Consider the following 26,233-nt stretch of genomic DNA (forward strand, 5'->3'; position numbering starts at 1 on the left):
TTAGCAGAAGAATTGTCGAAAAAACCCCTAAAAGAGCCTCCGCCTTGGCAGTTTTTGTGCGTTTTTGACCTTGTTTCAGTAAAATTTCAGAGGATTCTCCGATTCTAGGAAAGTGCAGGCCGGTCTTGGATTTTTTCGGCTCGCCGAGATTTCCATGCATGGATGAAGAATGGTTGACAGCTGCGCGGCAAAAGGACGATCAACAGCGCATCGAATTCAGGGTTCAAAATTACAATGCCGGATAATAGTGTCGCAGGAACGGTGATCGTGATCTCCAGCCATGTCGTTCGCGGTTCGGTCGGCAATCGTGCCGCCGTCTTCGCGCTTGAGACGCTCGGCCATCAGGTCTGGGCACTGCCGACGATCATTCTGCCCTGGCATCCCGGTCATGGCCGTTCGACCAGGCTCACTTTTGCGGAGGCCGATTTCGATGCCGCTATCGATGATCTCATCCGTGCGCCGTGGGTTGGAGAAGTGAAGGCGGTCTTGTCTGGTTATTTCGGAAACGCTGCCCAGGCTGGTTCTGTTGCCCGTCTGATCAGTGCCTTGCGCGAAAAGAATCCCGAGCTGCTTTATGTCTGCGATCCGGTGATGGGCGATCTGGGCGGCCTCTATGTGCCCGAAGCGACGGCTGAGGCGATCCGCGACCATCTGATCCCGCTTGCGTCTTTGGCGACACCCAACCGCTATGAGCTGGCCTGGATGGTGGGCGCACCGTTGGAGGACAATACAGCTGTCATGGAGGCTGCTTTGTCACTCGGCCCTTCCCGCATGCTTGTCACCTCCGCTGTTCCGATGATGGCTGGCGGCACCGGAAATCTCTATCTTTCCGGCCGCCATGCTCTGCTTGCCGAGCATCGTGTCGTCGACAAGCCGCCGAATGGACTGGGCGATCTGCTGGCGGCCGTCTTCCTCTCGCGGCTTCTTTCCGGGATGGACGACGAAAAGGCGTTGCAGCTTGCAACAGCCAGCGTCTATGAAGTGCTGGTGCGTGCGGTCAAACGCGGCAGCGATGAGCTTACGCTCGCAAGCGATGCATCAAGCCTCTCGACACCGATGGCCATGGTGCAGATGCGCCGCCTCATGCATCCCGCCCAGCGGAAAAAGAGTTAGCGGCGCCAGTTTTCGCATTTCGCATGCGCAGCAGTTGATCTTGGGGCGTCTGCGCGCTAATCGACAGTCATGCAGTGTTTTCCAAGTTCACTTCTGGACGGCTATCGCAACTTCATGAACGGGCGTTACGCTGACGCCCGCGACCGCTATAAGATGCTGGCCGAAAACGGTCAGAGTCCGAATACGCTGGTTATTGCCTGTTCAGACTCGCGCGCAGCACCGGAACTTATCTTCGACGCCGGCCCCGGTGAGCTCTTCGTCATCCGCAACGTCGCAAACATGGTGCCGCCTTACGAGCCGGATGGCCATTTCCACTCGACGTCCGCCGCTTTGGAATTTGCCGTACAGGTCTTGAAGGTTTCCGACATCGTCGTCATGGGCCATGGCCGCTGCGGCGGTATCCGTGCAGCGCTTGATCCCAATTCCGAACCGCTGTCGCCTGGTGATTTCATTGGCCGCTGGATGTCGCTCGTCCGGCCCGCTGCCGAGCAGATCCAAAGCAATGACGTGATGACTGCCGCTGAGCGCCAGACGGCGCTCGAGCGCGTCTCGATCCGCAACTCGCTCAACAACCTCAGAAGTTTTCCGGACATCAAGGCGCTTGAAGAGGCGGGGAAGATCGCCCTGCATGGGGCCTGGTTCGATATATCGACCGGCGAATTATGGGTGATGGACGCGGAAACGCGCGATTTTATCCGCCCGGAAGTATAAGCTTCGCGGGCGGGAAGCTTACTGGCCGTCGATCTGCTGGCCGATATAAGCAATTGCCTGTTGGTAGACCGTTGCGGCGTTCCAGCCGGCGATTGCTGCAAAGTTCGCTTCGCCTGGCTGATAACCGGCGCCGGCCTGCCAGCCGTGGCCTTTGAGGAAGTTTGCGGTCGAAGCCAGGGCATCAGCGCGCGAGCCAACCATGTCGACGCGGCCGTTGCCGTCGCCATCGGCTCCGAAACGGACTACATTGCGCGGCAGGAACTGCGTCTGGCCGATTTCGCCATGCGCAGCGCCGCGAGCCTGCGGGTTCAGATAGCCTTCGGAAACAAGTTGCAGAGCGGCGTAAAGCTGATCGGTGAAATAATCCGAGCGGCGGCAGTCGTAAGCGAGCGTCGAAACGGCAGACAGGGTATGCTGATTGCCCATATAACTGCCGAAGCCGGTCTCCATTCCCCAGATCGCAATCAGCGGACCGGCCGGAACCCCGTAGCGGCCTTCGATCGAGGCAAAGAGCCCTTGATTGGCGCGTTTCATGCTTCTGCCGCGGGAGATGATCGTTGCGCCGCCCCGCTTCTTCATGAATGCGTCGAAGGACAGCTTGAAGCTCTTTTGGCCCCGGTCGGCTGCGATTGTCGATTTATTATAGCTTACATTGGCGAAGGCCCGGTTCAGCACCGATGGGCTGACGCCGCTGGCGGCCGCTTCCTGCTTGAAGTCGGCAACCCAGGCTTGGAAACCCGCGCTGTTGTTGCCGCACTGGGCAGCCTCTGCCACTGCCGGAAGAGCGTGGAGTACACTCGCCGCTGCGACGATCGCCACAAAGAATTTTGTCATGCTCATCAGAAACCCCGATCTCGATCTGCATAAGCTTGGCGCCGCGCAAGAATGCCAGCAGCAGATAATTTTGTCACGATCACCTTTCGGTAGGCCCTTGCAACCTGATGGCCGTCGGCCAGTTTTCGTAGGAAGCCCCGCATAATCAGGCGATATGCGGGGCTGATAGTAAATTATGGTTAATTTTTGGTATCAGGCTGCCTTCTTGCGTGGCTTGATGAGGCCACGGTTGACGAGGAGCTCCGCAATCTGGATTGCATTCAGAGCAGCGCCCTTGCGTAGGTTGTCTGAGACCACCCATATGTTGAGGCCATTCTCGACGGTCGCATCTTCGCGGATGCGCGAAATATAGGTCGCGTCTTCGCCGGCAGATTCGTAAGGCGTGATATAGCCGCCGTTTTCGTGCTTATCGATGACGAGGCATCCTGGAGCGTCACGCAAGATCTCGCGCGCCTGATCGGCGGTGATCTCGTTTTCGAACTCGATATTGACTGATTCCGAATGGCCGATGAAAACCGGAACGCGTACCGCCGTGCACGTGACCTTGATTTTCGGGTCGAGCATCTTCTTCGTCTCGGCTAGAACCTTCCATTCTTCCTTGGTGTAGCCATCCTCCATGAAGACGTCGATATGGGGAATGACATTGAAGGCGATGCGCTTGGTGAACTTCTTGTTTTCGATCGGATCGGCAACGAAGACGGCGCGTGTCTGGTTGAAGAGCTCGTCCATGCCGTCCTTGCCTGCGCCGGAAACCGACTGGTAGGTCGAGACGACAACGCGTTTGATCTTGGCGAAGTCATGCAGTGGCTTCAAAGCAACGACGAGCTGTGCGGTCGAGCAATTCGGGTTGGCGATGATGTTGCGCTTGGTGAACTGCGTCACGGCATCCGGGTTCACTTCCGGAACGATCAGCGGCACGTCGGCGTCGTAGCGCCAGGCCGAGGAGTTGTCGATCACGACGCATCCCTGCTGGCCGATCTTCGGGGAGAACTTCTTGGACACCTCGCCACCCGCAGACATCAGGCAGATGTCTGTGTCGGAGAAATCGTAGTTCTCCAGATTGGAAACCTTTAGTGTCCGGTCACCGTAGGAAACTTCCGTACCCTGCGAACGCGCGGAGGCGAGCGCCACGACTTCGTCGGCGGGGAAGCCGCGCTCCGAGAGGATGTTGAGCATCTCCCGGCCCACATTTCCGGTCGCTCCCGCAACTGCAACTTTGAAACCCATTTCAAGCTCTCTTTCTCTTCTCTCCTCTTGTCCGGTGAGGGGGGAAAGCGCGAAACGATCGCGGCTTCCTGTCCCCAGCCGGGCCGGGGAGAGAGCGGCAGGCCAGAGACGTCAGACGGTTTTCGTCGTCGTTTTGGCCTTGGTTTTGGAAGAAACCGGAACAGCAATATCCATCCCGGCACCTGGTGCCAGATCATTGCGTGCGGCAATGGCATGTTCGTCGCGAACCATGGATATTCCTTTCCGCCGTTGCTCATAAAAGGTTTTCCACAGGAGTCAAGGTTTTTGCAACCTTGCTCTGTTAAGCACCTGGGCAGAGGTTGCGGCCCAAATCGGAAGAAGCCTTGCCTGCGACAATCTGTGCATAGGCATTAGACTAAAGTCATAATCCCAAAGCCGCTCTCTTTCTCCGAATCCTTTTCTGTCACACTCTCGTCAGGCGAGTTGCGTCCAAGGATGCTTTGAGGAGAGCTTGGGACGCGTCTCGTTGCTTATCACTCTGTGGAGGACAGACAATGGCAAATGTCGCAAGCGTCGGAGACGCGAGGGTCGGCCCGATGACAGGCGAGGAGAAGAAGGTCATCTTCGCCTCGTCGCTCGGGACTGTTTTCGAATGGTATGACTTCTATCTTTACGGTTCACTCGCCACCTATATCGGCGCTACCTTTTTCAGCCAGTATCCGGAAACGACGCGAAACATCTTCGCGCTGCTCGCCTTTGCAGCGGGTTTCCTGGTGCGCCCGTTCGGCGCTCTGGTCTTCGGCCGCCTCGGCGATCTGGTCGGCCGCAAATATACCTTCCTGATCACGATCCTGATCATGGGTCTGTCGACCTTCCTCGTCGGTATCCTTCCAGGGGCGGCGTCGATCGGTATCGCAGCCCCGATCATCCTGGTCGGTCTTCGCCTGCTGCAGGGCTTGGCGCTCGGCGGTGAATACGGTGGTGCAGCGACCTATGTGGCCGAACATGCGCCGCACGGCCGGCGCGGCTTCTTCACGTCATGGATCCAGACGACGGCAACACTCGGCCTGTTCCTTTCGCTGCTGATCATTCTCTTCGTCCAGTCCATGCTCGGCGCCGCCGATTTCGCCGCCTGGGGCTGGCGCATCCCGTTCCTCGTCTCGGTCGTGCTGCTCGGCGTTTCCGTCTGGATCCGTCTGAAGATGAACGAGTCCCCTGCCTTCCAGAAGATGAAGGCCGAGGGCAAGGGTTCGAAGGCACCGCTGACGGAAGCCTTCGGCCAGTGGCGCAACGCTAAGGTGGCGCTGCTTGCGCTCTTTGGCGCCGTCATGGGGCAGGCTGTCGTCTGGTATTGCGGTCAGTTCTACGCGCTGTTCTTCCTGCAGAACATCCTGAAAGTAGACGCGCAGTCGACGAACCTGATGGTCGCTGCATCGTTGTTGCTCGGCACCGGCTTCTTCGTTTTCTTCGGCTGGCTTTCCGACAAGATCGGCCGCAAGCCGATCATCATGGCCGGCCTCCTGCTCGCCATGGTGACTTACTTCCCGCTGTTCAAGGCTCTGACCAATTTCGCCAATCCGGCGCTTGCAGAGGCGCAGGCCACGATCCGCGCAACGGTCACTGCGGCACCGGGCGATTGCAAGTTCCAGTTCAACCCGACCGGTACCGCGAAGTTTACCACTTCGTGCGATATCGCCACGTCATTCCTGACGAAGAACTCGGTGCCTTATGATGTCGTCAGCGGCGCCGCCGGTTCGGCCGCCACGGTCAAAATCGCCGACGACACGATTACCAGCTATGATGCCGCGGCCGCTGGCGACAAGGCAAAAGCCATGAACGGCGCCTTCGAAAAGGGCATCAACATCGCACTTCGCGATGCTGGCTACCCCCTGGTTCGCGGTGCGGCCAAGGTTCCGGAATCCAAGCTCGATGCCTTTATCGCCGCCAATCCGGAGCTGGCTCTCAATGCTGATGCGGTTCGTGCAGGTCAGAAGGAGACCGTCCCGGCCTCCAAGCTCGTGACCGACAAGCTGCTGACAGCCGACGAGGCCAAGGGCGTCACCGACATGACTGTCTACACGGTCGCCAACGGTGGTACTTTCACCATGGTTGCCGATCCGGCAAGGCTCAACTGGGTGGGCGTCATCGCTGTCCTGACCGTCCTCGTCATCTACGTGACGATGGTCTACGGGCCGATCGCTGCCCTTTTGGTCGAGCTCTTCCCGACCCGGATCCGCTATACCGGCATGTCGCTGCCCTATCACATCGGCAACGGCTGGTTCGGTGGTCTGCTTCCGGCAACCGCCTTCGCGATGAGCGCCTTTAAGGGCGACATCTATTACGGTCTCTGGTACCCGATCATCTTTGCGGGCATCACCCTGGTCATCGGCATGATTTTCCTGCCGGAAACCAAGGACCGCGATATCCGCACGATGGACTGAGACAAACCATCAGATTTGAGAAACGGGACCCGGCGCCTCTAACGGCGCCGGGTTTTTTACATCCGCAGCAGCCCGCCGGGCGTCGGCCGTCCGTCACGACCCGGGTTGAAGAGCAGGCCTTAGCGCGAACAGACGATCGCGGTCGTCCGTGGCCGCATCATCCGTTCGAAACTGTTTAGGAACAGCACAACGGCAGCAGAAGGCAACGACAGTTTTTTGAGCAGAGGCTCAAATAAGCCTGCTGAGCCGTGGCACAGGCCAGCCTTCGCGGCCGACGGCAAAGACCAGACCGAAACGGGCAAAAAGGATTGAGACGGCAAATGCGAGCCAGGCGCCGAGTGCCAGTCCTGCTACGACATCGCTCGGATAGTGGACGCCGATGATGATGCGGGTCGCACCGAGCCAGAGCCCGATACCTATGAAAATGAGCCTGACGTGCGGAAAAAGGAGGATGAGTGCCACAAAGAGCGCGCCGATATTGGCCGAATGACCTGAGGGGAAGCTTTGATGCAGGAAATCCATGTTCAAGGGCGAGAAACTGAAAATGCCCTCCTGCTCATAAATGAGCGGGCGCGCCCGCCCGATCAAAAATTTCAAAGTGTTGGCACAGACACTGGCCAGGATTACGGAGAGACCGACATAGGCTGTCATCTGGACGAAATAGACCATACGGAATTGACGGCGGACTTTCCAAAGGCGCCGGCGAACGGCGTAACCGGTGGCGAGAATGGTGCAGAGCCCCGCAAGGATCCAAGCAAGGCGGCCGATATCCGTTACGTCGCCGGCGATCGATACCAAGGGAGGCGAAAGGCTTTTCGCTGCCTGTCCGAGCGGCCTGTCGAAGACAAAAAAGGCAATGACGACCAAATTGATCGCGGAAAGCGTGAACGCCTTCCAGGGAACTCTGCGATGGATCGTGCGTCGGGCGTCATAGCGCTTGCCGAGATAGGACCGGCAGCCTGGTTTGTGATCGGCGATATTGCTCATTCCATCCCTTCGTCGTTTTGCCCTTCGTCGTTTTGCAGGACATAGGAACCGGGGCTGATACCTTCAATAAAAAGCCCTCCGTACCGATAGATACGAAGGGCGGAAAAGCGTTTCACGTGAAATATCAGGCAGAAAGCGTCTTGAACTCGGCAAGGATCGCCTGGCCCATTTCAACAGTTCCAACCTTCTTGGCGCCTTCGGCCATGATGTCGGCCGTGCGGATACCCTTATCCAGAACGTTGGCGATCGCCTTCTCAAGATTGTCGGCTTCCTTCACGAGGTTGAAGGAATAACGCAGGCACATGGCGAAGGAGGCGATCATCGCAATCGGGTTGGCGATGCCCTTGCCGGCGATGTCGGGAGCGGAGCCGTGGACCGGTTCGTAGAGCGCCTTGCGTTTGCCTGTCTTGCCATCCGGCGCACCGAGAGAAGCAGACGGCAGCATGCCAAGCGAGCCGGTCAGCATCGCCGCGACGTCGGAAAGCATGTCGCCGAAGAGGTTGTCGGTGACGATGACATCGAACTGTTTAGGCTGGCGCACCAGCTGCATGCCGCCGGCATCGGCCAGCATGTGCTCAAGCTGGACGTCGGAATATTTTGCCTTGTGTGTCTCGGTCACGACCTGATTCCAGAGCACGCCCGACTTCATGACGTTGCGCTTTTCCATGGAGCAGACACGGTTTTGACGGGTTCGGGCCATCTCGAAGGCGACGCCGGCAATGCGTTCGATTTCGTAAGTGTCGTAGACCTGCGTATCGATGCCGCGTTTCTGGCCGTTGCCAAGATCGATAATCTCCTTCGGCTCGCCGAAATAGACGCCGCCCGTCAGCTCGCGGATGATGAGAATGTCGAGACCTTCGACAAGTTCCGGCTTCAGGGAGGAGGCGGAGGCAAGCGCCGGATAGCAGATTGCCGGGCGCAGGTTTGCGAAGAGTTCCAAGTCCTTGCGCAGGCGCAGAAGGCCCGCTTCCGGGCGTACTTCATAAGGCACGCTGTCCCATTTCGGACCGCCGACTGCACCAAAGAGAACCGCATCTGCCGCCAGCGCCTTTTTCATGTCGTCTTCGGAGATGGCCGCGCCATGCGCATCGTAGGCACTGCCGCCGACAAGGCCTTCACCGATAACGAAGCCGGCGTTCATCGCCTCGTTCATGTAAGCAATGATCTTGCGGACCTCGTCCATTGCCTCGGGACCGATGCCGTCGCCCGGCAGCAGGAAAAGATTGCGCGCTGTCATGAAACCCTCCGCGTAAAAACAAGTTGCGGCTTCTTAGACCCCGCCGGACGCCATTTCAAGGAACAGAACAGCTGAATCGGTACGGTTTGCTGCCGCACGATGGCGATGTGCATCCCGGCTTGGAAGCAAAGAAAAAGCCGGGTCGAAGCCCGGCTTGATCACATGCCGTGTTTGGGCGACTAAGCTGCCCAGGGACGCGATGCGGCGTTCGACTTTTCGAACTTGTCGATCGCCGAGGCCTTTTCCAGCGTCAGGCCGATATCATCGAGACCGTTCAGCAGGCAGTGGCGCTTGAATTCGTCGAGGTCGAACTTGATCGAACCACCGTCCGGGCCGGTGATTTCCAGGTTTTCGAGATCGACTGTCAGGATGGCGTTGGAACCGCGCGAAGCGTCATCCATCAGTTTGTCGAGGTCTTCCTGGCTGACTCTGATCGGGAGAATGCCGTTCTTGAAACAGTTGTTGTAGAAGATGTCCGCGAAGCTTGTGGAGATGACGCAGCGGATGCCGAAATCGAGAAGCGCCCACGGGGCATGCTCACGCGAGGAACCGCAGCCAAAATTATCGCCAGTAACGAGAATCTTGGCATTCTGATAGGCCGGCTTGTTGAGCACGAAATCCGGGTTCGGCGTGCCGTCTTCGTTGTAGCGGGCTTCCGCGAAGAGACCCTTGCCGAGGCCGGTGCGCTTGATGGTCTTCAGATAATCCTTGGGAATGATCATGTCCGTGTCGATATTGACGACCGGGAGGGGTGCTGCAACGCCCGTGAGCTTCACGAACTTTTCCATGGAAACCTGCCTTTGTATGCCGTTTTTCAACGATTGCTCCGGCAATAGAGCAAAACGCCGTAAAAATGAAGGAGAATCTTGGAACGCGTTTAGAGATCGATGATCGTGCCGCGGCCGTCGTTCCAGATGCGCATTTCGCGCTTTGGCTCAGCCTTGGCGCGGACGGGCGCCGGCTTCATCTTCATCGAAAGCGCGCGGCCGGCCATGAGCACGGTCAGGATACCGCCAACGGCGAGCGTCACCGAAAAGGTGAGAGCAGCGAGCGCCACGAATACAGTGATCCCTGCCAGCATGAGGAAGACGGAGCGTATATTCTGCATGAGTTTAGACCTTTCTTCGAAAGGAATGTGGTCCTTGTTTTTTATTTCTGCAAGTCAAGCATGGCTTTTTGTTGTCTTGTCACTCTTCACAAAGCTTGGCACACATTCGTGATGGACCAGAATTCGCCCATCCGTTCCTTCAGTTTGCACCGCTCTGTGCTGAGCGTTCCCGCAATCAATCTCCGCGCGCTCGAAAAGACCCATGCGCTCGACTGCGATGCCGTCATTTTCGATCTCGAAGATTCCGTGGCGTTGGAAAAGAAGGAGGAGGCTCGTGAAAACCTGAAAGCCTTCTTTTCGGGCAAGCCACTTACGAACAAGGAAAAGATCATCCGTATCAATGCGCTTTCGTCGGGTTTCGGCCATGCCGACATGGAGCTAGTACAGGCGCTGCGGCCAGATGCGGTGCTTTTGCCGAAGGTGGACGAACCGCAGGATGTCATGGCCGTGAGCGACCTTCTTGCTGATGCCGATCAGCCAGAGACCTTGCGTATTTGGGCGATGATCGAGACGCCGCGCGGTATCCTGAACGCGGCGGCAATCGCAGAGGCTGGCCGCACGCTCGGCTCGAGACTCGATTGCTTCGTCGTCGGGCTGAACGATCTGCGCAAGGAGACCGGCGTTCTGCCTCAACCGGGCCGAAGCTATCTCGTGCCGTGGCTGATGCAGGTCATCCTCGCCGTGCGCGCCTATGGTCTCGATGCGATCGATAGCGTTTTCAATGATTTTAAGGAAACAGATGCCTTTGAGGCCGAATGCGCGCATGCCCGGGCCATGGGCTACGATGGCAAAATGCTGATCCATCCGCTGCAGATCGAGGCTGCCAACCGGCACTTCGCTCCCGATGAGACTGCCATCCGGGAGGCGGAAGAAATCATCGCCGCTTTCGGCGATCCTTCGGCCGAAGGCCTCAACGTCATCACTTTGAACGGCCGGATGATCGAGCGGCTGCATCTTGTCCAGGCGCAAAGCCTGGTCCATAAAGCCCGCCTGATTGCTGAACGCCAGACTATTAAACGAAAGCCTTTATCATGAAGCTCTATCGCCTTTTGACCGGCCAGGACGACGCCGCGTTCTGCCATCGCGTAACCGATGCGCTCAACAAGGGTTGGTCGCTTCACGGTGCACCGTCGCTGACCTACAATATTCAGACCGGCCAGGTGATTGCCGGCCAGGCGATCGTCAAAGAGGTCGAAGGCAAGGATTATCATCCGGAGATGAAGCTCTCGGAGCAATAGCTTAACGCTCGACCGCTTCCTCGACGCTCGCTTCGATCCGCTCCATGTCGTCATCGCTCAGGCCGAAATGGTGACCGATCTCATGGATGAGGACGTGGGTGATGATGTCTCCGAGCGTTTCATCGTTTTCCGCCCAATAATCCAAAATGGGACGCCGGTAGAGGCGGATACGATTGGGCATCTCGCCGGTCTCGACCGTGAAGCGCTCGGAAATGCCCCGGCCTTCGAAGAGGCCAAGTAGGTCGAACGGCGTTTCCAGCGCCATATCCTCGAAAACATCGTCGTCCGGAAAATCTTCGATTTCGATCGTTAGATTGTCGGTGAGCGAGCGGAATTCATCTGGCAAGTGGCTATAGGCCTCCATCGCCAGGGACTCGAATGTGCTGAGCGTTGGGGCATGGCGGTCCCGCCAATCCTCGCTCTGGTCTATGCGGGCCATGAAAATTCCCTTCCTTTGGCGCCCATATAGAACCTTTGCGGAGGATTTTCGAGTGTGGAATCAAAGGCAGGAATAAATTCATAAGAATTGGTTGTTGACTCTTTTGGAAAGCTCTGGAATCCATAGGAACATAACAGGAACAATCTGACTTTGGAGTGAACGTCATGGCGCAGACGGCCGTGGCGCGCGAGCAGCTTTTTGCGCTCCGCGAGACCATTGCGAAACTCGAAGGCAAGCCGGCACCGGCGCTTGCGGCGGCGGCGCAAGCGGCTTTTGCGGCTGGCGATGAAACCTATTCGAGACCTGCAAAAACGCCGCTGCGTCTCTCCTTTGACATTCCAATTCTCGATGAAGCGCTCGAAGGCGGTCTGCCGCTTAACGGCATTACCGAAGTCCGGTCTCCGATGCTGCGGGATGCAGCTGGCGCCAGCGGTTTCGTGCTGGCGCTTGCGGCCTGGCTGCAGCGGCTGGAGGCGACGGATGGCATGCCGGTTCTTTGGATTGGTGACAGAATATGCACAATGGAAGCAGGGCGTCCTTATGCTGTTGGCCTCAAGGATTTCGGATTGGAGCCGGAACGCTTTCTCATGGCCTCGCCACACAAGCTGGAAGAGGCGCTGTGGCTTGCCGAAACGGCTGTCGAAAGCGGCGTCTTCCCAGCAACGATCCTGGAGGTCCGCGGCAATCCGGCCCAATTCGGTCTTACAGAAAGCCGGCGATTGAGCATGCGGGCAAGGGCTTCCGGCCGCCCACTCTTTCTGTTGCGACAGGGCGGCGAGGAGGAGGCGAGCAGCGCCTTTTTCCGATTCCGTGCCGAACCTGCGCCAGCCAGCACACGGCCTCTGCCGGATGGTTCGATGTTAGACGGCGGCATCGGCAATCCGGTTTTTCGTCTCATCCTGGAGAAGAGCCGCAACCCGGCTCCCCTCTCCCTTCTTCTGGAGTGGAACCCTCATGACCGCCGGTTTTTCCCCGTTAGCCAACCAGAGCGCACTCGTTCTCCAGGCGAGCAATCAGCGCATTCTGTCGCTCAGCTTTCCCCATCTTCCAACCGACCGGATCGCCCGCAAGAGGTGGGGTCTGTCCTGGCGTTCGGCCGGACGCCCTGACGCGCCGCCGATCGTCTGTTCTGGACGGCTCAGCAATGCCATGCGGCTAACGGCGCTCGATGAGGTGGCGGAACGGATTAAACTGAAGAAAAACCAGGGCGTGGCAGAAGCGCGTGCCATATACCCGCTTCTGGATGTCATCGAGGAAGACCTGGCCGCCGATCGCCGGCTTCTCGAAGGCATCGCCGATTGGTGCGACCGCTATACGCCGCTGGTGGCATTCGACGGCCAGGACGGACTGTTTCTGGATATTACCGGCTGCGCTCATCTCTTTGGCGGCGAAAAGGCCATGCTCAAGGATATCCTTTCCCGGCTCTTCCATATGGGGTTCGATGTCCGCGGCGCGATCTCTTCGTCGCCGGGCCTTTCCTGGGCCGTTTCCCGCTTCGGGGATGGTGGCGTCATCGAAACCGATGAGATGGAACATGCGCTGGCATCACTGCCGGTCGCAGCCCTTCGCCTGGAGGAAGGGACGATCGAGGCACTGAAGAAGCTCGGCCTCAAATATATCGGCGACCTCCTGTCTGCCCCACGCGCACCGTTGGCCCGCCGTTTCGGCCCGCAACTCCTGCTCAGGCTCGACCAGGCGCTTGGAGTGGAAGAGGAGGCGGTTTCCCCGCGGCGGCCCGTTGCCAGTCTTTCCGCCGAACGACGCCTCCTCGAGCCGATCGGTACGGAAGAAGATATCCTCGCCGTCACCGGCCAGATCGCCGTATCACTGAAAGCCTCGCTTGAGGCACGCGGCGCCGGTGGTCGTGTATTCGAACTCGTGCTGTTTCGCGTCGACGGCAGGGTCTTCAGGATTTCCGTCGGGGCCTCACAGCCTCTCAGGGATCCGAAACATATCGCTTCGCTTTTCTGCGAGCGTCTGCAGGCAATCCACGACGATTTCGATGTCGGCTACGGCTTTGAAATCCTGCGGCTGAATGTGCTGCGCCATGATCCCTTCAATGCGGCGCAGGGGGATTTCGAAGGAGGCCGACAGAGGGAGACATCGCTTGCGGCGTTCATCGACAAAATTGCAGCCCGCCTCGGCGCGGATTGCCTGCAGGGATTTCAACTGCGCGAGAGCCATGTGCCGGAGCGGGCGGCGATTGCAATACCCGCCATGGAGGGCGCTCAGGCACGCCGCAAGGCGGAGGAAGGAAATCCGTTTCCTTCCAGAAGTGAGCGTCCCCTGCGGCTTTTTGCCAGGGCCGAGCAAGTGGAGGCCCTGCTTGCCGAAGTGCCCGACGGTCCGCCGCAAATCTTCCTCTGGCGGCGCATGCAGCATCGCGTCGCAAGAAGCGAGGGACCGGAGCGACTTGCCATGGAATGGTGGATCGATGGCGCGGACGCCGAGGCACGGGATTATTTCCGAATAGAGGATGATTTCGGTCACCGCTTCTGGATCTATCGCGAAGGTTTTTACGGGCATGACCTTCCTCCTCGCTGGTTCATGCATGGGCTCTTTGCATGAACACGACGCCCCCATTTTTCGAGATTGGTGCAAGAACCAACTTCTCGTTTCTTGAAGGAGCCTCCAGTCCTGAGGAGATGGTGGTGCAGGCAGGTTGCCTGAAGCTCGGTGGACTCGGGATAGCTGACAAGAATTCGGTTGCCGGGGTCGTGCGGGCGCATGCGCAGGCGGAGGAGATCAGGAAAAAATTCGAGAGGAAGGAAGCCGGCCTTCTGGAAGAGGACGAGAAGAAGCAGATCATTCCCGATCCGATCCGAATCCAGCCAGGTGCGCGTCTCGTCTTTTCGGATGGAACTCCGGATGTTCTTGCCTATCCAAGGAACAGGCGAGGGTGGGCGCATCTCTGCCGTCTTCTGAGCGCGGGAAATCTAAAGCCGGAGGCGGAGAAAGGCTCCTGCATCCTCACCGAGGCGGAGATTATGGAATGGGGAGACGAGATGATGCTCGCCCTTGTTCCTGACCGGCTCGTTGTGAATGATGCCGTTGGCCAACAAGCATTTGAGAATTGCCTGCAGCGGTTTCGAAAACGCTTTCGCAAGTCATTCCATATGGCGCTGGCGCCGGCTTATGACGGCCGCGACAAACAGGTTTTTGCAATCCTTTCCATGCTTGCCGCCCGCAACCGCATTCCGCTGATCGTGACCAATCAGCCTCTTTATCATCATCCTGACCGGCGGCCTCTTTCCGATATCGTGATTGCGATCCGCAAGCATGTTCCGATTGCCGAAGCCGGTTTCCTTCTGGCGCCGAACGCAGAGCGCTATCTCAAAGGAACGCGGGAAATGGTGCGTCTCTTCAAGGACTATCCCGACGCGATCGACAACACGCGTGCATTCTTCTCCAGCTTGACCTTTTCGCTCAAGGAGCTGGAGCACAATTATCCGCCTGAAAACGATCCCGGCGAAACGCCGTTTGAAACGCTCGAACGGTTGACCTGGGCCGGAGCTGGAAAGCGCTACCACCCGCAGCCTGTTCCGCAGAAAATCGTGACGCAGATCGAATACGAACTGGATCTCATAAGACAGAAAAACTACGCTTCCTATTTCCTGACAGTTTACAAAATCATTCAACACGCCCGCTATGAGCTCGGGGTTCTGTGCCAGGGCCGCGGATCGGCTGCGAATTCTGTCATCTGCTATTGCCTTGAAATAACGGAAGTCGATCCGAACAAGGCCACCTTGCTTTTCGATCGGTTCATCTCGATGGACCGGGATGAACCGCCGGATATCGATGTCGATTTCGAGCACGACAGGCGCGAAGAAGTCATCCAGTACATCTATAAAAGATACGGTATAGAGCATGCCGGGCTGACAGCGGGGGTGACCACCTATCGCACCCGCTCTGCTGGCCGCGAAGTCGCCAAGGCCTTCGGGCTTTCGGAAGATGTCCAATCGGCAATCAGCAGCCTCGTCTGGGGCTGGTCGGAAGACAATCTGTCGGAGCGCGATGCAAAGGCGGCCGGTCTCGACATTAGCGATCCGGTGACGAAGAACGTCCTCAGATATGCGTCCGAGCTTCTCGGCTTTCCGCGTCACCTCACCCAGCATGTCGGCGGATTTGTCATCACCCGGGACCGGCTCGACGAAGTCGTGCCCATCATGAAGACGGCGATGCCGGACCGCTACATGATCGAGTGGGACAAGGATGATCTCGACAATGTCAAGATTCTCAAGGTCGATGTTCTGGCGCTTGGGATGCTGACCTGTCTTCGCAAGGCCTTCGAACTTCTTCAGCTGCACTACGACGTGAAGAAAACGCTCGCCGATCTCGGCAACAAGGAGCATGGGGAAGAGGGCAAACCGGTTTACGAGATGATGTGCCGGGCCGATACGCTGGGCGTCTTCCAGATCGAGAGCCGTGCGCAGATGAGCATGCTGCCGCGTCTGAAGCCGAGGGAATTCTACGATCTCGTCATCGAGGTGGCAATCGTCCGGCCGGGACCGATACAGGGCGACATGGTGCACCCCTACCTCAAGAGACGGGAGCAGAAAACACCCATCGAGTACCCCAGCAAGGAATTGAAGGCGGTGCTGGAAAGAACCCTCGGCGTTCCCCTGTTTCAGGAACAGGCAATGCAGATTGCGATCACCGCCGCAGGCTTCAAGCCGGCGGAAGCCGATCGGCTTCGGCGGGCGATGGCGACGTTCAAGAGAACCGGCACGATCGGCAATTTCGAGAAGCGATTCATCGAAGGAATGGTTTCGAGAAACTATTCGTCTGAATTTGCGCGGCAGTGTTTCAATCAAATCAAAGGCTTCGGCGAATACGGCTTTCCGGAAAGCCATGCGGCCTCCTTCGCGTTGCTCGTCTATGCTTCATCCTGGATCAAGGCCTACTATCCCGATGTCTTCTGTGCGGCGATGCTGAACTCGCAGCCAATGGGGTTTTACGCGCCGGCGCAATTGGTCCGGGATGCCAGAGAGCACGGCGTGGAAATTCGTGCGGTGGATATCAATCATTCGGATTGGGATTGCCTCTTGGAGGATGCGCATTTCGACAAGTCAAAGATCGACTTCCGGCACAGGGACATGAACAAGATCATCCGGACGAAGAGGGCAGTTCGCCTCGGTTTCCGGCAGGTGAAGGGCCTTTCCGGCGACCTGATAAAAGCGAAATTGATCGCAAATCGAGGTGCCGGCTATAGCTCGATCCGCGATCTATGGCTACGCTCGGGCCTTGAAAAATCGGATATCGAACGGCTGGCAGATGCAGATGCGTTCGGTTCCATCGGCTTGTCGCGGCGAGAGGCGCTCTGGGCAGCGCGGGCGCTTGATGTGAAAAGTGCCGCAGAAAGGTTGCCTTTGTTCGATCGGGTGTCCCATGTCGATCTCCAGGTCGAACCGAGGGTGACATTGCCTGAAATGATGCCGGGCGAACAGGTGGTCGAGGATTATCGCTATCTCTCGCTGTCACTGAAAGCGCACCCTATCTCCTTCCTGCGAGAGGATTTCCAAAGAGCAGGGATTACGCGCAATGTCGATCTTCTGGCCGTGCCGAACGGAAAGAGGGTGACGATTGCCGGGCTGGTGTTGGTACGCCAGCGCCCGGGTTCGGCCAAGGGCGTGATCTTCATGACGCTTGAGGATGAAACGGGTGTTGCCAATGCCATTGTTTGGAAAAAGGCCTTCGAGAAATACCGCTCGGTTGTCATGGGCGCGCGGCTCGTGAAAATCCATGGCAAATTGCAAAGTCAGAGCGGCGTCATTCACACTGTGGTCGAGAATATCGAAGACATGACGCCCGCTCTCGGCCTTCTGCAGAAGGAAGCGCAGCGCTTTGGTCTTTGCGAACGCGCCGACGAGGCGATGCGGCCGACGGCCGATCCGCGTGGAAAAGAGATGGCGCGTATCCTCGAAAAGGGGGCCATCGAAAGTCGAGTGATATCAACAGGCATTGAGACGAATGCTGGGGAGACCGCAAAGGTCATGCCGAAGGGGCGCAACTTTCACTGATGGGTTAGCTAGCTGATCGATGATGTTGCCATGTCAGCGTGCCCAGCCATGAGACGCTCCAAGCGCGCCTCGTGATTGCCCCGTCACGTAACTTTGTCGCGCGGGCACGCCGTCGTTGCGAGCAGTGCCCTCAAGCCCTTACCGCACTCAACTTGGCACAGGCCCTAAAAGTTTCTGGCGGGATATTCATTTTAATGATATTCGAATATCCGTAAGGGAGATATCCAATGCCACTTTATGTCCGCGATGATGATGTGCTGGCGATGGCCGCCGAGCTGCAGAAGCTCATGAAAGCGCCCAGCAAGACGGAGGCTGTCAGGACCGCGCTGCGCCATGAGATCGAGCGCACGCGCAAAAGCATGCCCATTCGCGAGCGTTTGGCAAGGGCGCGCGCAAAGGCGCAGGAGATCGGCCCCGGCGATCCGAATTTCGACATGAAGAAGTACACCGATGAAATGTGGGGCGACATGTGATGTTCATCGACGCTTCCGCGATCGTCGCCATACTCAGGCCGGAACCGGATGCAAACGAACTAATGGATCGGCTCGAGAAGGCCGGGGGCCCTTTCTTTGTCTCACCGCTCGTTCGATACGAGGCGACAATCTCTCTTGCCCGCGCTCAAGCGCAGCAGATCAAGAAGAACACCGCTCCGACTCCCGAAATGGTCGCGATCGCCCGCGAGGCAGTCGACTATTTCGTTCAGGACCTGGAGGCGCGCGAGATCGCGATATCGAGCGACATCGGCCGGATTGCGATCGACGCGGCCATGACATACGGAAAGGCCATCAGCCACCCGGCCGACCTCAATTTCGGGGATTGCTACGCCTATGCGTGCGCCAAGGCTTATCGCCTCAAGCTCGTCTATAAGGGCGACGACTTCGCCAAAACCGATTTGGCTTAGGTCGGAAAGGACACAAGTGCGATCAGGACCGAGATGTCCGTCGCAGCCTCGGACTTTCTTCGCGGGCGGTGCTGGTGCTAGGACCGCAAAGCGCGACGTCCTACCGCGCAGAGCGATCGGGCCGATGGTCGCGTCGACGTTGGCCTGGTCACCGCCTGCGGTGCGGGTCGTCTGCAGTCGTGCTTGGAGATCACTGGCTGGTCTGTCCCGCCAGTCCCGCTCACTTGGCGAGATTGTCCCGCTTCAGCAGGCCGCCGAAAGCTTCTCTCCGTCGTTATACCTTTTTTGGGAAACGGTATAACCGGCCAGGTGGGCTTAAGAGCCGTGTCGTAGGGATTGTCGTCGGATAATAGGAACCAGCCCGAGACGTTGTAACTTTTCTGCATCGTAACAACGCGAGGAGAGCAGGGGAGGGACCGTCATAAGGATCGTCTTCTCGATAGACGAATCCAGATTGCGCACCCGCTTCTGGGACAATGCCCGCGCGCCGATGCCACAGACAACGGGAACCGAAAAATACGGCCAGACCGCGCGAGCGATGATCTGCGGCCAAAAGCGGTGGTTCTTGTAGCTGTGCTTGCTCATCGCAGCTGGATATTTCCGACAGGTGGTCAACGATTCCTGTCGCTCGCCGCGCCTTCTACCTCGATTTTTTTCTTGACAGTCACCATCTTCTTTTGCAGAAAACACGATAGTCAGTATCATGTTTGGAAATGAAGACGTGCTCGTCTGCAGTTGCAACTATATAACCGACAAGGAAATCCGGGAGGTCATCAACGGCCTTCTCGATGAAGACTGTTGGCAGCTTATCGTGCCTGCGAAGGTCTATCACGCCATGGAAAAGCGCGGCCGTTGCTGCGGCTGTTTCCCCAACGTCGTCGATATCATCATCCGAACGACCGAAGAATATCACGCCCGCCGCGACTCGACGGATGACGAGATATTTGATTTCATGTCCCGCCTGAAACAATTCCATGAAGAAAACAGGAGAGCGGACATTGAAAGGCGACAAAAAGGTCATCGAGCGGCTTAACGAGGCACTTTTCCTCGAACTCGGCGCAGTTAACCAATATTGGGTTCACTACCGCCTGTTGGAAGACTGGGGCTATACCAAACTCGCCAAGAAGGAGCGCGCCGAATCCATTGAAGAGATGCATCATGCCGACCGTCTTGTCGCACGCATCATCTTCCTTGAGGGGCATCCAAACCTGCAGACGCTTGCTCCCTTGCGCATCGGCCAGAACGTCAGGGAAGTTCTGGAAGCCGATCTCGCCGGCGAGTATGATGCCCGCACAGCTTACAAGAAGTCGCGCGACATCTGTCATGACGCCGGTGACTATGTCTCCATGAAGCTCTTCGAGGAGCTCCTTGCCGATGAGGAAGGCCATATCGACTTCCTCGAAACGCAGCTCGACTTGCTCGAGAAGATCGGCGAAGCCAAGTATGGCCAGCTGAACGCCGACTCTGCCAACGAGGCCGAGTGATTGAACCTTCAATGCCAACCGGCCGCAAAAATGCGGCCGGTTGGCATTTCACGTCGAGGACGCGTGTTGCGGCAGGATGGAATTGTATTCTGGCGAACAAGGGTAGTACCTCATGGCGGCCCCTCACGCCGTCGCGAACCTCGGCCCCTTGCGCCTGCTTGGCCGAGGATCCAACCTTCCCACCGACCAACAACCTTATCATCCGGCACGCCATCACCCCGATAGCCATCGACCACATCGAGCATACCGAACAGGCCGACCGTTGCGTCGAAACGGTCCTCGCCGGTCTTGTCTGACCCAAATCCGTCGGAAATGACGTCGAGTATCGCCGTCCCGTCGACCCGCGGGCGTGCAGCCAGCCAACCGATGAGATGGTGGCCTATGGATTGACGGCCTGATTGCCGTCGTTTGCTCCAGATGGGTCGGCGTGGGATACCGAGCTGGCCATAGACGTCGCCGGGATAGGTCTCGGCGATGATGGTGACGTCAGGGTTCGCGAGGGCGTCGATCCCACCGTCGAAAGGCCAGAGGGCGATCTCAGCAAGGTTGGGGATGATGATCTCGCGCCAACCGGCTATCGCGGCCTTACCCACCTGATTGCCGCCCAATGTCCAGAAAATTATGCAGGCATTTCCCCGCTCGCCAGTGGCACGCTCGCAATGGCGCAAAAGATCGTTACCTGTCGCGACTCCCAGCGCGTCGAACAGATGCTGGCGTTGCGTGCCGCCCGGGCGCATTGGATAGAACGGCCGGTGCAGCGAGATCTGGCTGCGACGCTCGGCGACCAAGAACCACTCGGCAAAGGAACCCGTGCCGAAGGTCTGCAAGGCCTCGCGGAAAGAAAAAAGCCCGAGCGCCCTGCCATAAGCCTCTGGCAGTCCGATCGGAAAGTCGAAGCCCACAAGCGTCGCACCAGCGAATTTGGCACACTGCCGTAGCCGGGAAAGCAGTATCGCCGTATCACTGACGGGCTCCGGTGCCGATATTATCCAACGGCTACCGTTGCAAACAGCGACGCACTGCCAGCGTTTCTGTCGATCGATGCTCCAGTCACAATGTGCGACGAGGGCTATGGACATCGTCCCCTCCCGGATTCGATCGGCGCACTCGCTAGCCGGATCGGGTTTCCAGACGCTGGTTCAACTCGCGCCCGGTCTCGATCCGGGACAAAGCCTTGCGGCGTCTGCTGATCGTATTGTCCCACGACCCGGCGAGTAGGGCCGGGGCGACAAGATAGAGGATGGTGGCGATCACCACGACGCCAGTGAACCCGATATGCATGGCAAGCAGTACGGCGAGGATTGCGCTCAGCACCGATGCACAGCCATTGATCCCCCACGCCCAGGGAATAAACGCCACCGAGCAGACGCCAACGTGGCAAAGGCCGAGGGGGAAGGGCATGCCCATGAAGATGGCGAGCGGCGCTATGAGGAGGAGTGCGATCGCGATCTTCGCGGCATCCGGGAGTGCGAGCAGCCGTTCCAATATCAAAGGCAGCACGAGCAGGTAGGTGGTAGCCAGGCATGCGATCACCACGACGGCGAGTGCAATGCCGCGCACCGCCGATCCGCGTCCGACGACCGCCATCCAGCGTGCGGCAACGGCGCTACCGAGGCCCGCGAAGGCAAGGAATCCCGCAAGCACGACGGCGACAGCGTAAAGCGGATGGCCGAGGAACAGCACGAAGCGCTGAATGAAGGCGATCTCGATGAAGAGGAAGGCCAGGCCCAAGGAAAGGAAATAGAGCCCGAAGCGCAGCCGATGTACTCCTCTCCCGAGTGCCCGCCGGCGAAGCCAGAGCGGCAGCAGAATCAGGACGACGCTCAGGATCGCGGCCTGAACGAGCGTCGTCGCGAGGATCAGGTAGCCCCAGTCGAGCATCGCTGCCCCACCTTGCGTGCGCAGCGTCAGGAGTTCGGGAAGGGCGCGCCAGCGGAAAAAATCGAAGAAATAAGGCCGATCGTCGGTGGCCGGTGCAATATCGAACTTGTAGCGCTCGATGAAGTCGGTCCGCTCGGGGCCGAGGAGAGCGAGGGCTCCCTCGTAAAGATATTCCTGGTCGAGCTGGTTGTAGCGGTTCACGTCGGCTAACGAGATGCCCGGCGCCCAGGAAAGGTCAAAGAAATTCTCGGCCGCGAAGCCGCGGATGGCTGCGACGTCTTCGCCGGTGAACGCCGACTTGGCGACGAGGAGGGTTGCGGTGTTCCAGCTGCGGATCAGTGCAAGGTGCTGGCCTGCCTCGGCTACGCCATCAGCTTCAAGCGCTGCGGTAGCGGTGGCGAACAGCTTGAGGATGTCGCGTGGCGGCGCCCGCAGCCATCGCGTGATGGCGATGATACCATCCGGTTTCAGCACTGCGAGGTAATCCCGCAGCGCCTCCAGTGTGTAGGTGTAGTTCTCATGCATGGTCTGTACGCCGGCCGCGGCCGCACTGAAAGAGTCAAGGAGCGGCATCTGGATCAGGTCGTAACGCTCACCAGTAGCCGCGGCGAAGGCGCGCGCCTCGGCCAAATGCAGATGCACGTTCGGGCGGCTAAAGATGCCGCCGGCGAAATCCGCGAAGCGATTGCGAGCAAGGTCGATCATCTGCGGGTTAAGCTCTACGGCATCCACGGTGTCGGCTCCGGCGCGCAGCGCGAGCAGCACCTGCTCGCCGCCGCCGACACCAAGGATCAGCACTCGTGGTCGCTTAAGGAGGCGGTACGGGAGCGCCGCTATCGTCCGATCGAGATATGCGACTGTCGTCGGATCGCCGCCAAAGGCGGTGAACGTCGTAATACTGTCACCATCGGTGAAGATGGCGAGTTGCTCGGGCGGCTCTTGGGTGTTGGCGAGGCTGAGGCCCGGCGCGTACCGGAAAGGCACGGTCGGGCTCTCGACGATCGTCAGCAGTCCCAACGGGCTTGACCGCTCCTCGACCACTCGCGCGTTCGGCACTTCGAGCGCCATGCGCAGGCCCTTGTACTGCGACATGTGCGGGCCGGGGGCCGTCCAGGACGGTGGTAGCCACACCGCCATGAGCAAGGCTGCAAGCCCCAAACTGCCCACGGCGAGCCGATAACGAGCCATGTCCGTTGCGGCGAGGGCAGCCGCAGCGATTCCCAGCGCTGCGACGAAGTACAGTGCTGCAGGGGGAGCGAGGAGGAACAAGAGCCCGACGGTGCCCAGCGCACCGATCCCTGCGCCAACCAGGTCGAAGGCATAGACGCGTCCAATCTGGCCAGGGTGGCGGATGAAGGCAAGGCCGATACAGGTTGCGCCGAAAAAGAACGGCAGAACCAGAAGTGCATAGCTGGCCGCGAGCCAACCGAGCTGCCCCGGATTCCAGATAATCTCGAGCGCGTTGAACGGAAGCCGTTCGGCACCGGCGACACTGGCAACCGCAGTAATGCCGAACAGCGCTGCCGACGCCGCGAACGCGGCGGGATAGCGCTCCACGAGAGGGCGGTGGGCAAACGCAAGGAATGTACCGCTCGCGCCGAAGCCCAGGAGCGCGATGCTTATGATCATATAGGCGAAATGATGCCACTGAATGATCGAGAAGAGCCGCATAAGGAGCACTTCGTGGGCAAGGGTCGCCGCCGATATGAGACCGACCGGCAGCAGGCGACCCACTCTCATCGGGCCTGACCTCCCCTCAGTGGCACAAAGCTGACCGGCAACAGCTGCCGGGTCGTGATGCTTCCGTCTACACGCTTCTCGACCAGCATGAGAAACTGGGTCGCGAAGGGACCTCCGACGGGGACGACCATCCGGCCGCCCCGTGCGAGCTGTTCGACCAGCGGCGGGGGGATGTGGCTGGCAGCAGCAGTGACCACGATCCCGTCGAATGGCGCGTGCGCTGGCCAACCATAGTAGCCGTCGCCTACCTTCACCTCGACATTGTCGAAGTGGAGCCCCGCGAGCCGGGCGGCTGCACTTTCGCCCAGTTTCGGTATGATCTCGATCGAGTAAACCTTTGCTGCGAGCGGCGACAAGACGGCTGCCTGATACCCCGAGCCAGTGCCGATCTCGAGGACAACGTCTCCAGGGCCGACGTTGATGAGGTCGGTCATCAGCGCGACGATGAAGGGCTGCGAGATTGTCTGACCGTATCCGATCGGCAGTGGTCGATCTCGATAGGCCGCCCTGCGCAGCTCCTCGGGCACGAAGAAATGGCGCGGCACCTTCCCCATGGTCTTCAGTACCACCGGATCGATACCCTTGCCCTCGACGGCCGACGGCGCTGAGCGGGCGTGCAAATTGATTGTTTCGATCATCGCCGTACGCTCGGCGACGCGATCCTGAGCGGACGCAGATGTCGAAACCACAGCGGCAGCGCCCGCCAGAACCGCGGCCATTAACGTTTGGCACTGGGCTAATGGACGCATGAGCTCTCTCCCGTCCAAGGCAAAGAGTATAGTGGCTGCGGAGGCAATTTTGAACAGGGTTCGCTTGGCTTTCAGCCGCTCTCCGGCTTGAGGCTTCGCAACAAAAGCGACGTGGCTGCTGGAAAGTGGCCGCGTCTACTGTAACCCCTCACCCTCGATGAATTGCAGAACCTTCAGCCCCGTGAAATCAAAAGATTGTCCATGTTGAACAGGATTGAACAGGATTGAACATGGGAGGGCGTCGGGAGGCGAAGCAGGACTGCCGTTGAAAGGCTTGCCGGCGGCTACCTGTTTTCTCCAAATTTCCAAGCTTGAACGGGAAAGGCCAAAATCATCGACGGTAAGCCCTGGCGTCCTCGGTTGTTCGGGGACCGGCAAATTATATCTGCTGCCGCCGTCAGTCCGGCGCTCGCAGGCCGGCCAAGTGGCTGAATTCCGATACGACCCGGTCGTAGACGGCGCGTTTGAAGGGCACGATCAGCCCAGGCAGCTCGTGCATGGATTTCCATTCCCAGGCATCAAACTCTGGCTCGTGGCCGCCGGGCGGCGGGTTGATGGCGATTTCGCTTTCGTCGCCTTCGAAGCGAAAGGCGAACCAGCGTTGCGTCTGGCCGCGAAACTTTCCCTTAAGGCCAATGCCGATCAGTTGCGGCGGCAGATCATAGTTGATCCAATCTCTCGCCTCCGCGAGCAAGGTCACCGTTCTGATACCGGTTTCCTCGTAGAGTTCACGGTATGCCGCTTCGAGCGGATCCTCACCCTTGTCGATGCCACCTTGGGGCATTTGCCACAGTTGTGGTGAGCCATCATATTCGGAATTGCCAACCGGGACACGCCGGCCTGCCCATACAAGCCCGTCGCGGTTGAGGATCATCACGCCGACGCAGGGACGGTAAGGAAGGTCTTCGGCTTTGGTTGTCGCCTGGTTCAAGGGGAAGCTCCTCAAGGATTCTTTGGATCTGTAGAAAGCGCTGCGATGCCGACGATCTCGATGCCGCGCATGCCCGCCTCTTCGCTCCATTTGGATATTGCCTCAATACTCTCGTCGAAAGCCGCCGCAACGCCAATTGCCTGGCCGTTGCGCTTGGCAATGCGCTCGAGCTCGTCAAGCCTCTTCAGGATGGCGTTGACATCGACCTGACCATCGAGCTGCAGATCTGCAAAAGCATAGGGAAGCTCCGTTCCCTTCGCCACAGCTTCCGTCTTCGATTGCGCAGACGAACCGTCGTCGAGAAACAGCAAGCCGCGCTTGCCGATATCGCGCATCACCGGCTCCATCGCGTCTGGATTGGAGAGGAAACGCCCTCCCAGATAGTTCATGATACCCGTATAATTGGTGATTTCGCCCATCGCGCGGTGCAGGTTTTCGATATTCCTTGCTGGCGACTTCGAGGTCAGCAGCGTCTCAGGGCCAGGATCGTTTGCCGGGTAATCGAAGGGCTCCAGTGGAACCTGCAGGAGGATCTCATGGCCGCTGCGGCGCGCCTCCTGCATCCAGCGCTGCAGGCTGTTGCCGCTTGCGGCAAATGCGAGGGTGACTTCCTCCGGAAGTTCCTTGATGGCGCGCTGCGTACCCGTCTGACTGAGGCCGAGACCGCTGACCACGATCGCCACACGGGTGCCGCGTGCGCCGGACCATGGACGCGCATACTGATCCATCGGGCGACGGCCATCCGGTCCGATGACGGGTAGGCGGCCAAATTGACTGTCTTCCAGAAGGCTCTCATTCGGCATCGCTGCCATGCGCGGATCCTGGCCGACCTGCATGGCGTCCACTAGCGCCGGGCCATGGTCATCGCGTGGCCGCGGGCTGTATTTGGTCACAACCGAGCCGTCCCCGGTCACCATCCGCTCGACATTCGCACCGGAACGCGGATCGGAGCGAGGCATGCCATTTGCGGCCTGGCTCTGCGTCGGGGGTTTTTGAACGGTATCTGTGGGTGGTGACGCCGCTCGATCGGCAACAGGTGGCTTTGTCCGCTGAAGTCCATCGTCACTGAGCATGGTGTAGAGAGAAAAGCCGCCGATCGCTATCAGGCAGAGGCTGGCGGCAATCCGGCCGATCCGCAGGATATTCGGCCGCTTTCGGCCAGCCTTGCGGTTCTGGCCCAATGGTGCATGCAAATCCGTTCCCAATTTCCTCGCCCGCTCCAAAACCGGGA

At 58.8% G+C, this 26,233-nt stretch carries 23 protein-coding genes and 2 pseudogenes; 12 read left to right on the forward strand and 13 right to left on the reverse strand.

Features of this window, described 5'->3' with window-relative positions; genetic code table 11:
- The first annotated feature begins 234 nt into the window (after positions 1–234).
- Entirely contained in the window at positions 235–1,113 is an 879-nt protein-coding gene (pdxY, locus tag BLP23_RS19825; RefSeq protein ID WP_092586568.1) for a pyridoxal kinase PdxY, read from the forward strand.
- A 69-nt stretch (positions 1,114–1,182) separates the two neighbouring features.
- Positions 1,183–1,824, forward strand: coding sequence for a carbonic anhydrase (locus tag BLP23_RS19830; RefSeq protein ID WP_092586569.1), 642 nt, complete (start codon positions 1,183–1,185; stop codon positions 1,822–1,824).
- A gap of 18 nt (positions 1,825–1,842) precedes the next feature.
- Here the strand turns inward: BLP23_RS19830 and BLP23_RS19835 are convergent, their stop codons facing one another.
- The 3 genes and pseudogenes from BLP23_RS19835 to BLP23_RS34090 all read right to left on the reverse strand — a co-directional run bounded on the left by BLP23_RS19835 (position 1,843) and on the right by BLP23_RS34090 (position 4,202).
- Positions 1,843–2,664 carry a lytic murein transglycosylase gene (locus tag BLP23_RS19835; protein WP_092586570.1) on the reverse strand — a complete coding sequence of 274 codons (822 nt, stop codon included), beginning with the start codon at positions 2,662–2,664 and terminating at the stop codon, positions 1,843–1,845.
- 186 nt (positions 2,665–2,850) lie between these two features.
- A complete protein-coding gene (locus BLP23_RS19840; RefSeq protein WP_022717572.1) occupies positions 2,851–3,885 on the reverse strand; it encodes an aspartate-semialdehyde dehydrogenase in 1,035 nt (344 codons plus the stop codon).
- A gap of 111 nt (positions 3,886–3,996) precedes the next feature.
- Positions 3,997–4,202 (reverse strand): annotated as a pseudogene (locus tag BLP23_RS34090) (hypothetical protein).
- Positions 4,203–4,400: 198 nt separating this feature from the next.
- On the opposite strand from BLP23_RS34090, the gene BLP23_RS19845 reads away from it, so the two are divergent.
- Positions 4,401–6,287 (forward strand): MFS transporter, encoded by a 1,887-nt coding sequence (locus tag BLP23_RS19845; protein WP_092586571.1) that lies wholly within the window; start codon positions 4,401–4,403, stop codon positions 6,285–6,287.
- 228 nt (positions 6,288–6,515) lie between these two features.
- Here BLP23_RS19845 and BLP23_RS19850 read toward each other — a convergent pair whose 3' ends face one another.
- The 4 genes from BLP23_RS19850 to BLP23_RS19865 form a co-directional block, all read right to left on the reverse strand.
- The gene (locus BLP23_RS19850) at positions 6,516–7,274 is read right to left on the reverse strand and encodes a phosphatase PAP2 family protein (protein ID WP_092586572.1); all 759 of its coding nucleotides are present in this window, start codon (positions 7,272–7,274) and stop codon (positions 6,516–6,518) included.
- Between the two features lie 124 nt (positions 7,275–7,398).
- Complete coding sequence (gene leuB, locus BLP23_RS19855) at positions 7,399–8,511, reverse strand: 3-isopropylmalate dehydrogenase (protein ID WP_022717569.1); 1,113 nt, start codon at positions 8,509–8,511, stop codon at positions 7,399–7,401.
- A gap of 179 nt (positions 8,512–8,690) precedes the next feature.
- Positions 8,691–9,299 (reverse strand): 3-isopropylmalate dehydratase small subunit, encoded by a 609-nt coding sequence (leuD, locus tag BLP23_RS19860; protein WP_092586573.1) that lies wholly within the window; start codon positions 9,297–9,299, stop codon positions 8,691–8,693.
- Positions 9,300–9,388: 89 nt separating this feature from the next.
- Complete coding sequence (locus BLP23_RS19865) at positions 9,389–9,619, reverse strand: hypothetical protein (protein ID WP_092586574.1); 231 nt, start codon at positions 9,617–9,619, stop codon at positions 9,389–9,391.
- A gap of 111 nt (positions 9,620–9,730) precedes the next feature.
- On the opposite strand from BLP23_RS19865, the gene BLP23_RS19870 reads away from it, so the two are divergent.
- On the forward strand, positions 9,731–10,654 hold the full coding sequence (locus BLP23_RS19870; protein WP_092586575.1) for an HpcH/HpaI aldolase/citrate lyase family protein: 924 nt from the start codon (positions 9,731–9,733) through the stop codon (positions 10,652–10,654).
- On the forward strand, positions 10,651–10,857 hold the full coding sequence (locus tag BLP23_RS19875; protein WP_022717565.1) for a DUF1737 domain-containing protein: 207 nt from the start codon (positions 10,651–10,653) through the stop codon (positions 10,855–10,857). The genes BLP23_RS19870 and BLP23_RS19875 overlap by 4 nt, the downstream gene beginning before the upstream one ends.
- Position 10,858: 1 nt before the next feature.
- On the opposite strand, the gene BLP23_RS19880 is transcribed toward BLP23_RS19875, so the two are convergent.
- The gene (locus tag BLP23_RS19880; protein WP_022717564.1) at positions 10,859–11,296 is read right to left on the reverse strand and encodes a metallopeptidase family protein; all 438 of its coding nucleotides are present in this window, start codon (positions 11,294–11,296) and stop codon (positions 10,859–10,861) included.
- 164 nt (positions 11,297–11,460) lie between these two features.
- On the opposite strand from BLP23_RS19880, the gene BLP23_RS34635 reads away from it, so the two are divergent.
- From BLP23_RS34635 to bfr, 7 genes and pseudogenes are all read left to right on the forward strand, one after another.
- Positions 11,461–12,405, forward strand: a complete 945-nt coding sequence (locus BLP23_RS34635; protein ID WP_233426771.1) for an ImuA family protein — start codon at positions 11,461–11,463, stop codon at positions 12,403–12,405.
- Between the two features lie 10 nt (positions 12,406–12,415).
- Positions 12,416–13,864: a Y-family DNA polymerase gene (locus BLP23_RS19885; protein ID WP_267890097.1), complete on the forward strand. Its 1,449-nt coding sequence runs from the start codon at positions 12,416–12,418 to the stop codon at positions 13,862–13,864.
- Positions 13,861–17,316 carry an error-prone DNA polymerase gene (locus tag BLP23_RS19890; protein WP_092586577.1) on the forward strand — a complete coding sequence of 1,152 codons (3,456 nt, stop codon included), beginning with the start codon at positions 13,861–13,863 and terminating at the stop codon, positions 17,314–17,316. The genes BLP23_RS19885 and BLP23_RS19890 overlap by 4 nt, the downstream gene beginning before the upstream one ends.
- Positions 17,317–17,543: 227 nt before the next feature.
- Positions 17,544–17,789: a type II toxin-antitoxin system VapB family antitoxin gene (locus BLP23_RS19895; RefSeq protein ID WP_022717560.1), complete on the forward strand. Its 246-nt coding sequence runs from the start codon at positions 17,544–17,546 to the stop codon at positions 17,787–17,789.
- Positions 17,786–18,217 (forward strand): type II toxin-antitoxin system VapC family toxin, encoded by a 432-nt coding sequence (locus BLP23_RS19900; protein ID WP_208603177.1) that lies wholly within the window; start codon positions 17,786–17,788, stop codon positions 18,215–18,217. Before BLP23_RS19895 ends, BLP23_RS19900 begins: the two co-directional genes overlap by 4 nt.
- 621 nt (positions 18,218–18,838) lie before the next feature.
- Positions 18,839–19,250: pseudogene (locus tag BLP23_RS34640) on the forward strand ((2Fe-2S)-binding protein).
- Positions 19,216–19,701, forward strand: coding sequence for a bacterioferritin (bfr, locus tag BLP23_RS19910; RefSeq protein ID WP_074070070.1), 486 nt, complete (start codon positions 19,216–19,218; stop codon positions 19,699–19,701). The pseudogene BLP23_RS34640 and the gene bfr overlap by 35 nt, the downstream one beginning before the upstream one ends.
- A 110-nt stretch (positions 19,702–19,811) precedes the next feature.
- Here bfr and BLP23_RS19915 read toward each other — a convergent pair whose 3' ends face one another.
- The 5 genes from BLP23_RS19915 to BLP23_RS19935 form a co-directional block, all read right to left on the reverse strand.
- Positions 19,812–20,780: a DUF429 domain-containing protein gene (locus BLP23_RS19915; RefSeq protein WP_092586580.1), complete on the reverse strand. Its 969-nt coding sequence runs from the start codon at positions 20,778–20,780 to the stop codon at positions 19,812–19,814.
- Positions 20,781–20,811: 31 nt separating this feature from the next.
- Positions 20,812–23,322: a spermine/spermidine synthase domain-containing protein gene (locus BLP23_RS19920; protein ID WP_139187090.1), complete on the reverse strand. Its 2,511-nt coding sequence runs from the start codon at positions 23,320–23,322 to the stop codon at positions 20,812–20,814.
- The gene (locus BLP23_RS19925) at positions 23,319–24,071 is read right to left on the reverse strand and encodes a protein-L-isoaspartate(D-aspartate) O-methyltransferase (protein WP_092586581.1); all 753 of its coding nucleotides are present in this window, start codon (positions 24,069–24,071) and stop codon (positions 23,319–23,321) included. The genes BLP23_RS19920 and BLP23_RS19925 overlap by 4 nt, the downstream gene beginning before the upstream one ends.
- Before the next feature lie 397 nt (positions 24,072–24,468).
- Positions 24,469–25,002, reverse strand: a complete 534-nt coding sequence (locus BLP23_RS19930) for an RNA pyrophosphohydrolase (protein WP_092586582.1) — start codon at positions 25,000–25,002, stop codon at positions 24,469–24,471.
- A gap of 11 nt (positions 25,003–25,013) precedes the next feature.
- Entirely contained in the window at positions 25,014–26,207 is a 1,194-nt protein-coding gene (locus BLP23_RS19935) for a divergent polysaccharide deacetylase family protein (RefSeq protein ID WP_092586583.1), read from the reverse strand.
- Positions 26,208–26,233 lie beyond the last annotated feature (26 nt).

This window comes from Rhizobium mongolense subsp. loessense (assembly GCF_900099775.1).
Classification (GTDB): Bacteria; Pseudomonadota; Alphaproteobacteria; order Rhizobiales; family Rhizobiaceae; genus Rhizobium; species Rhizobium loessense.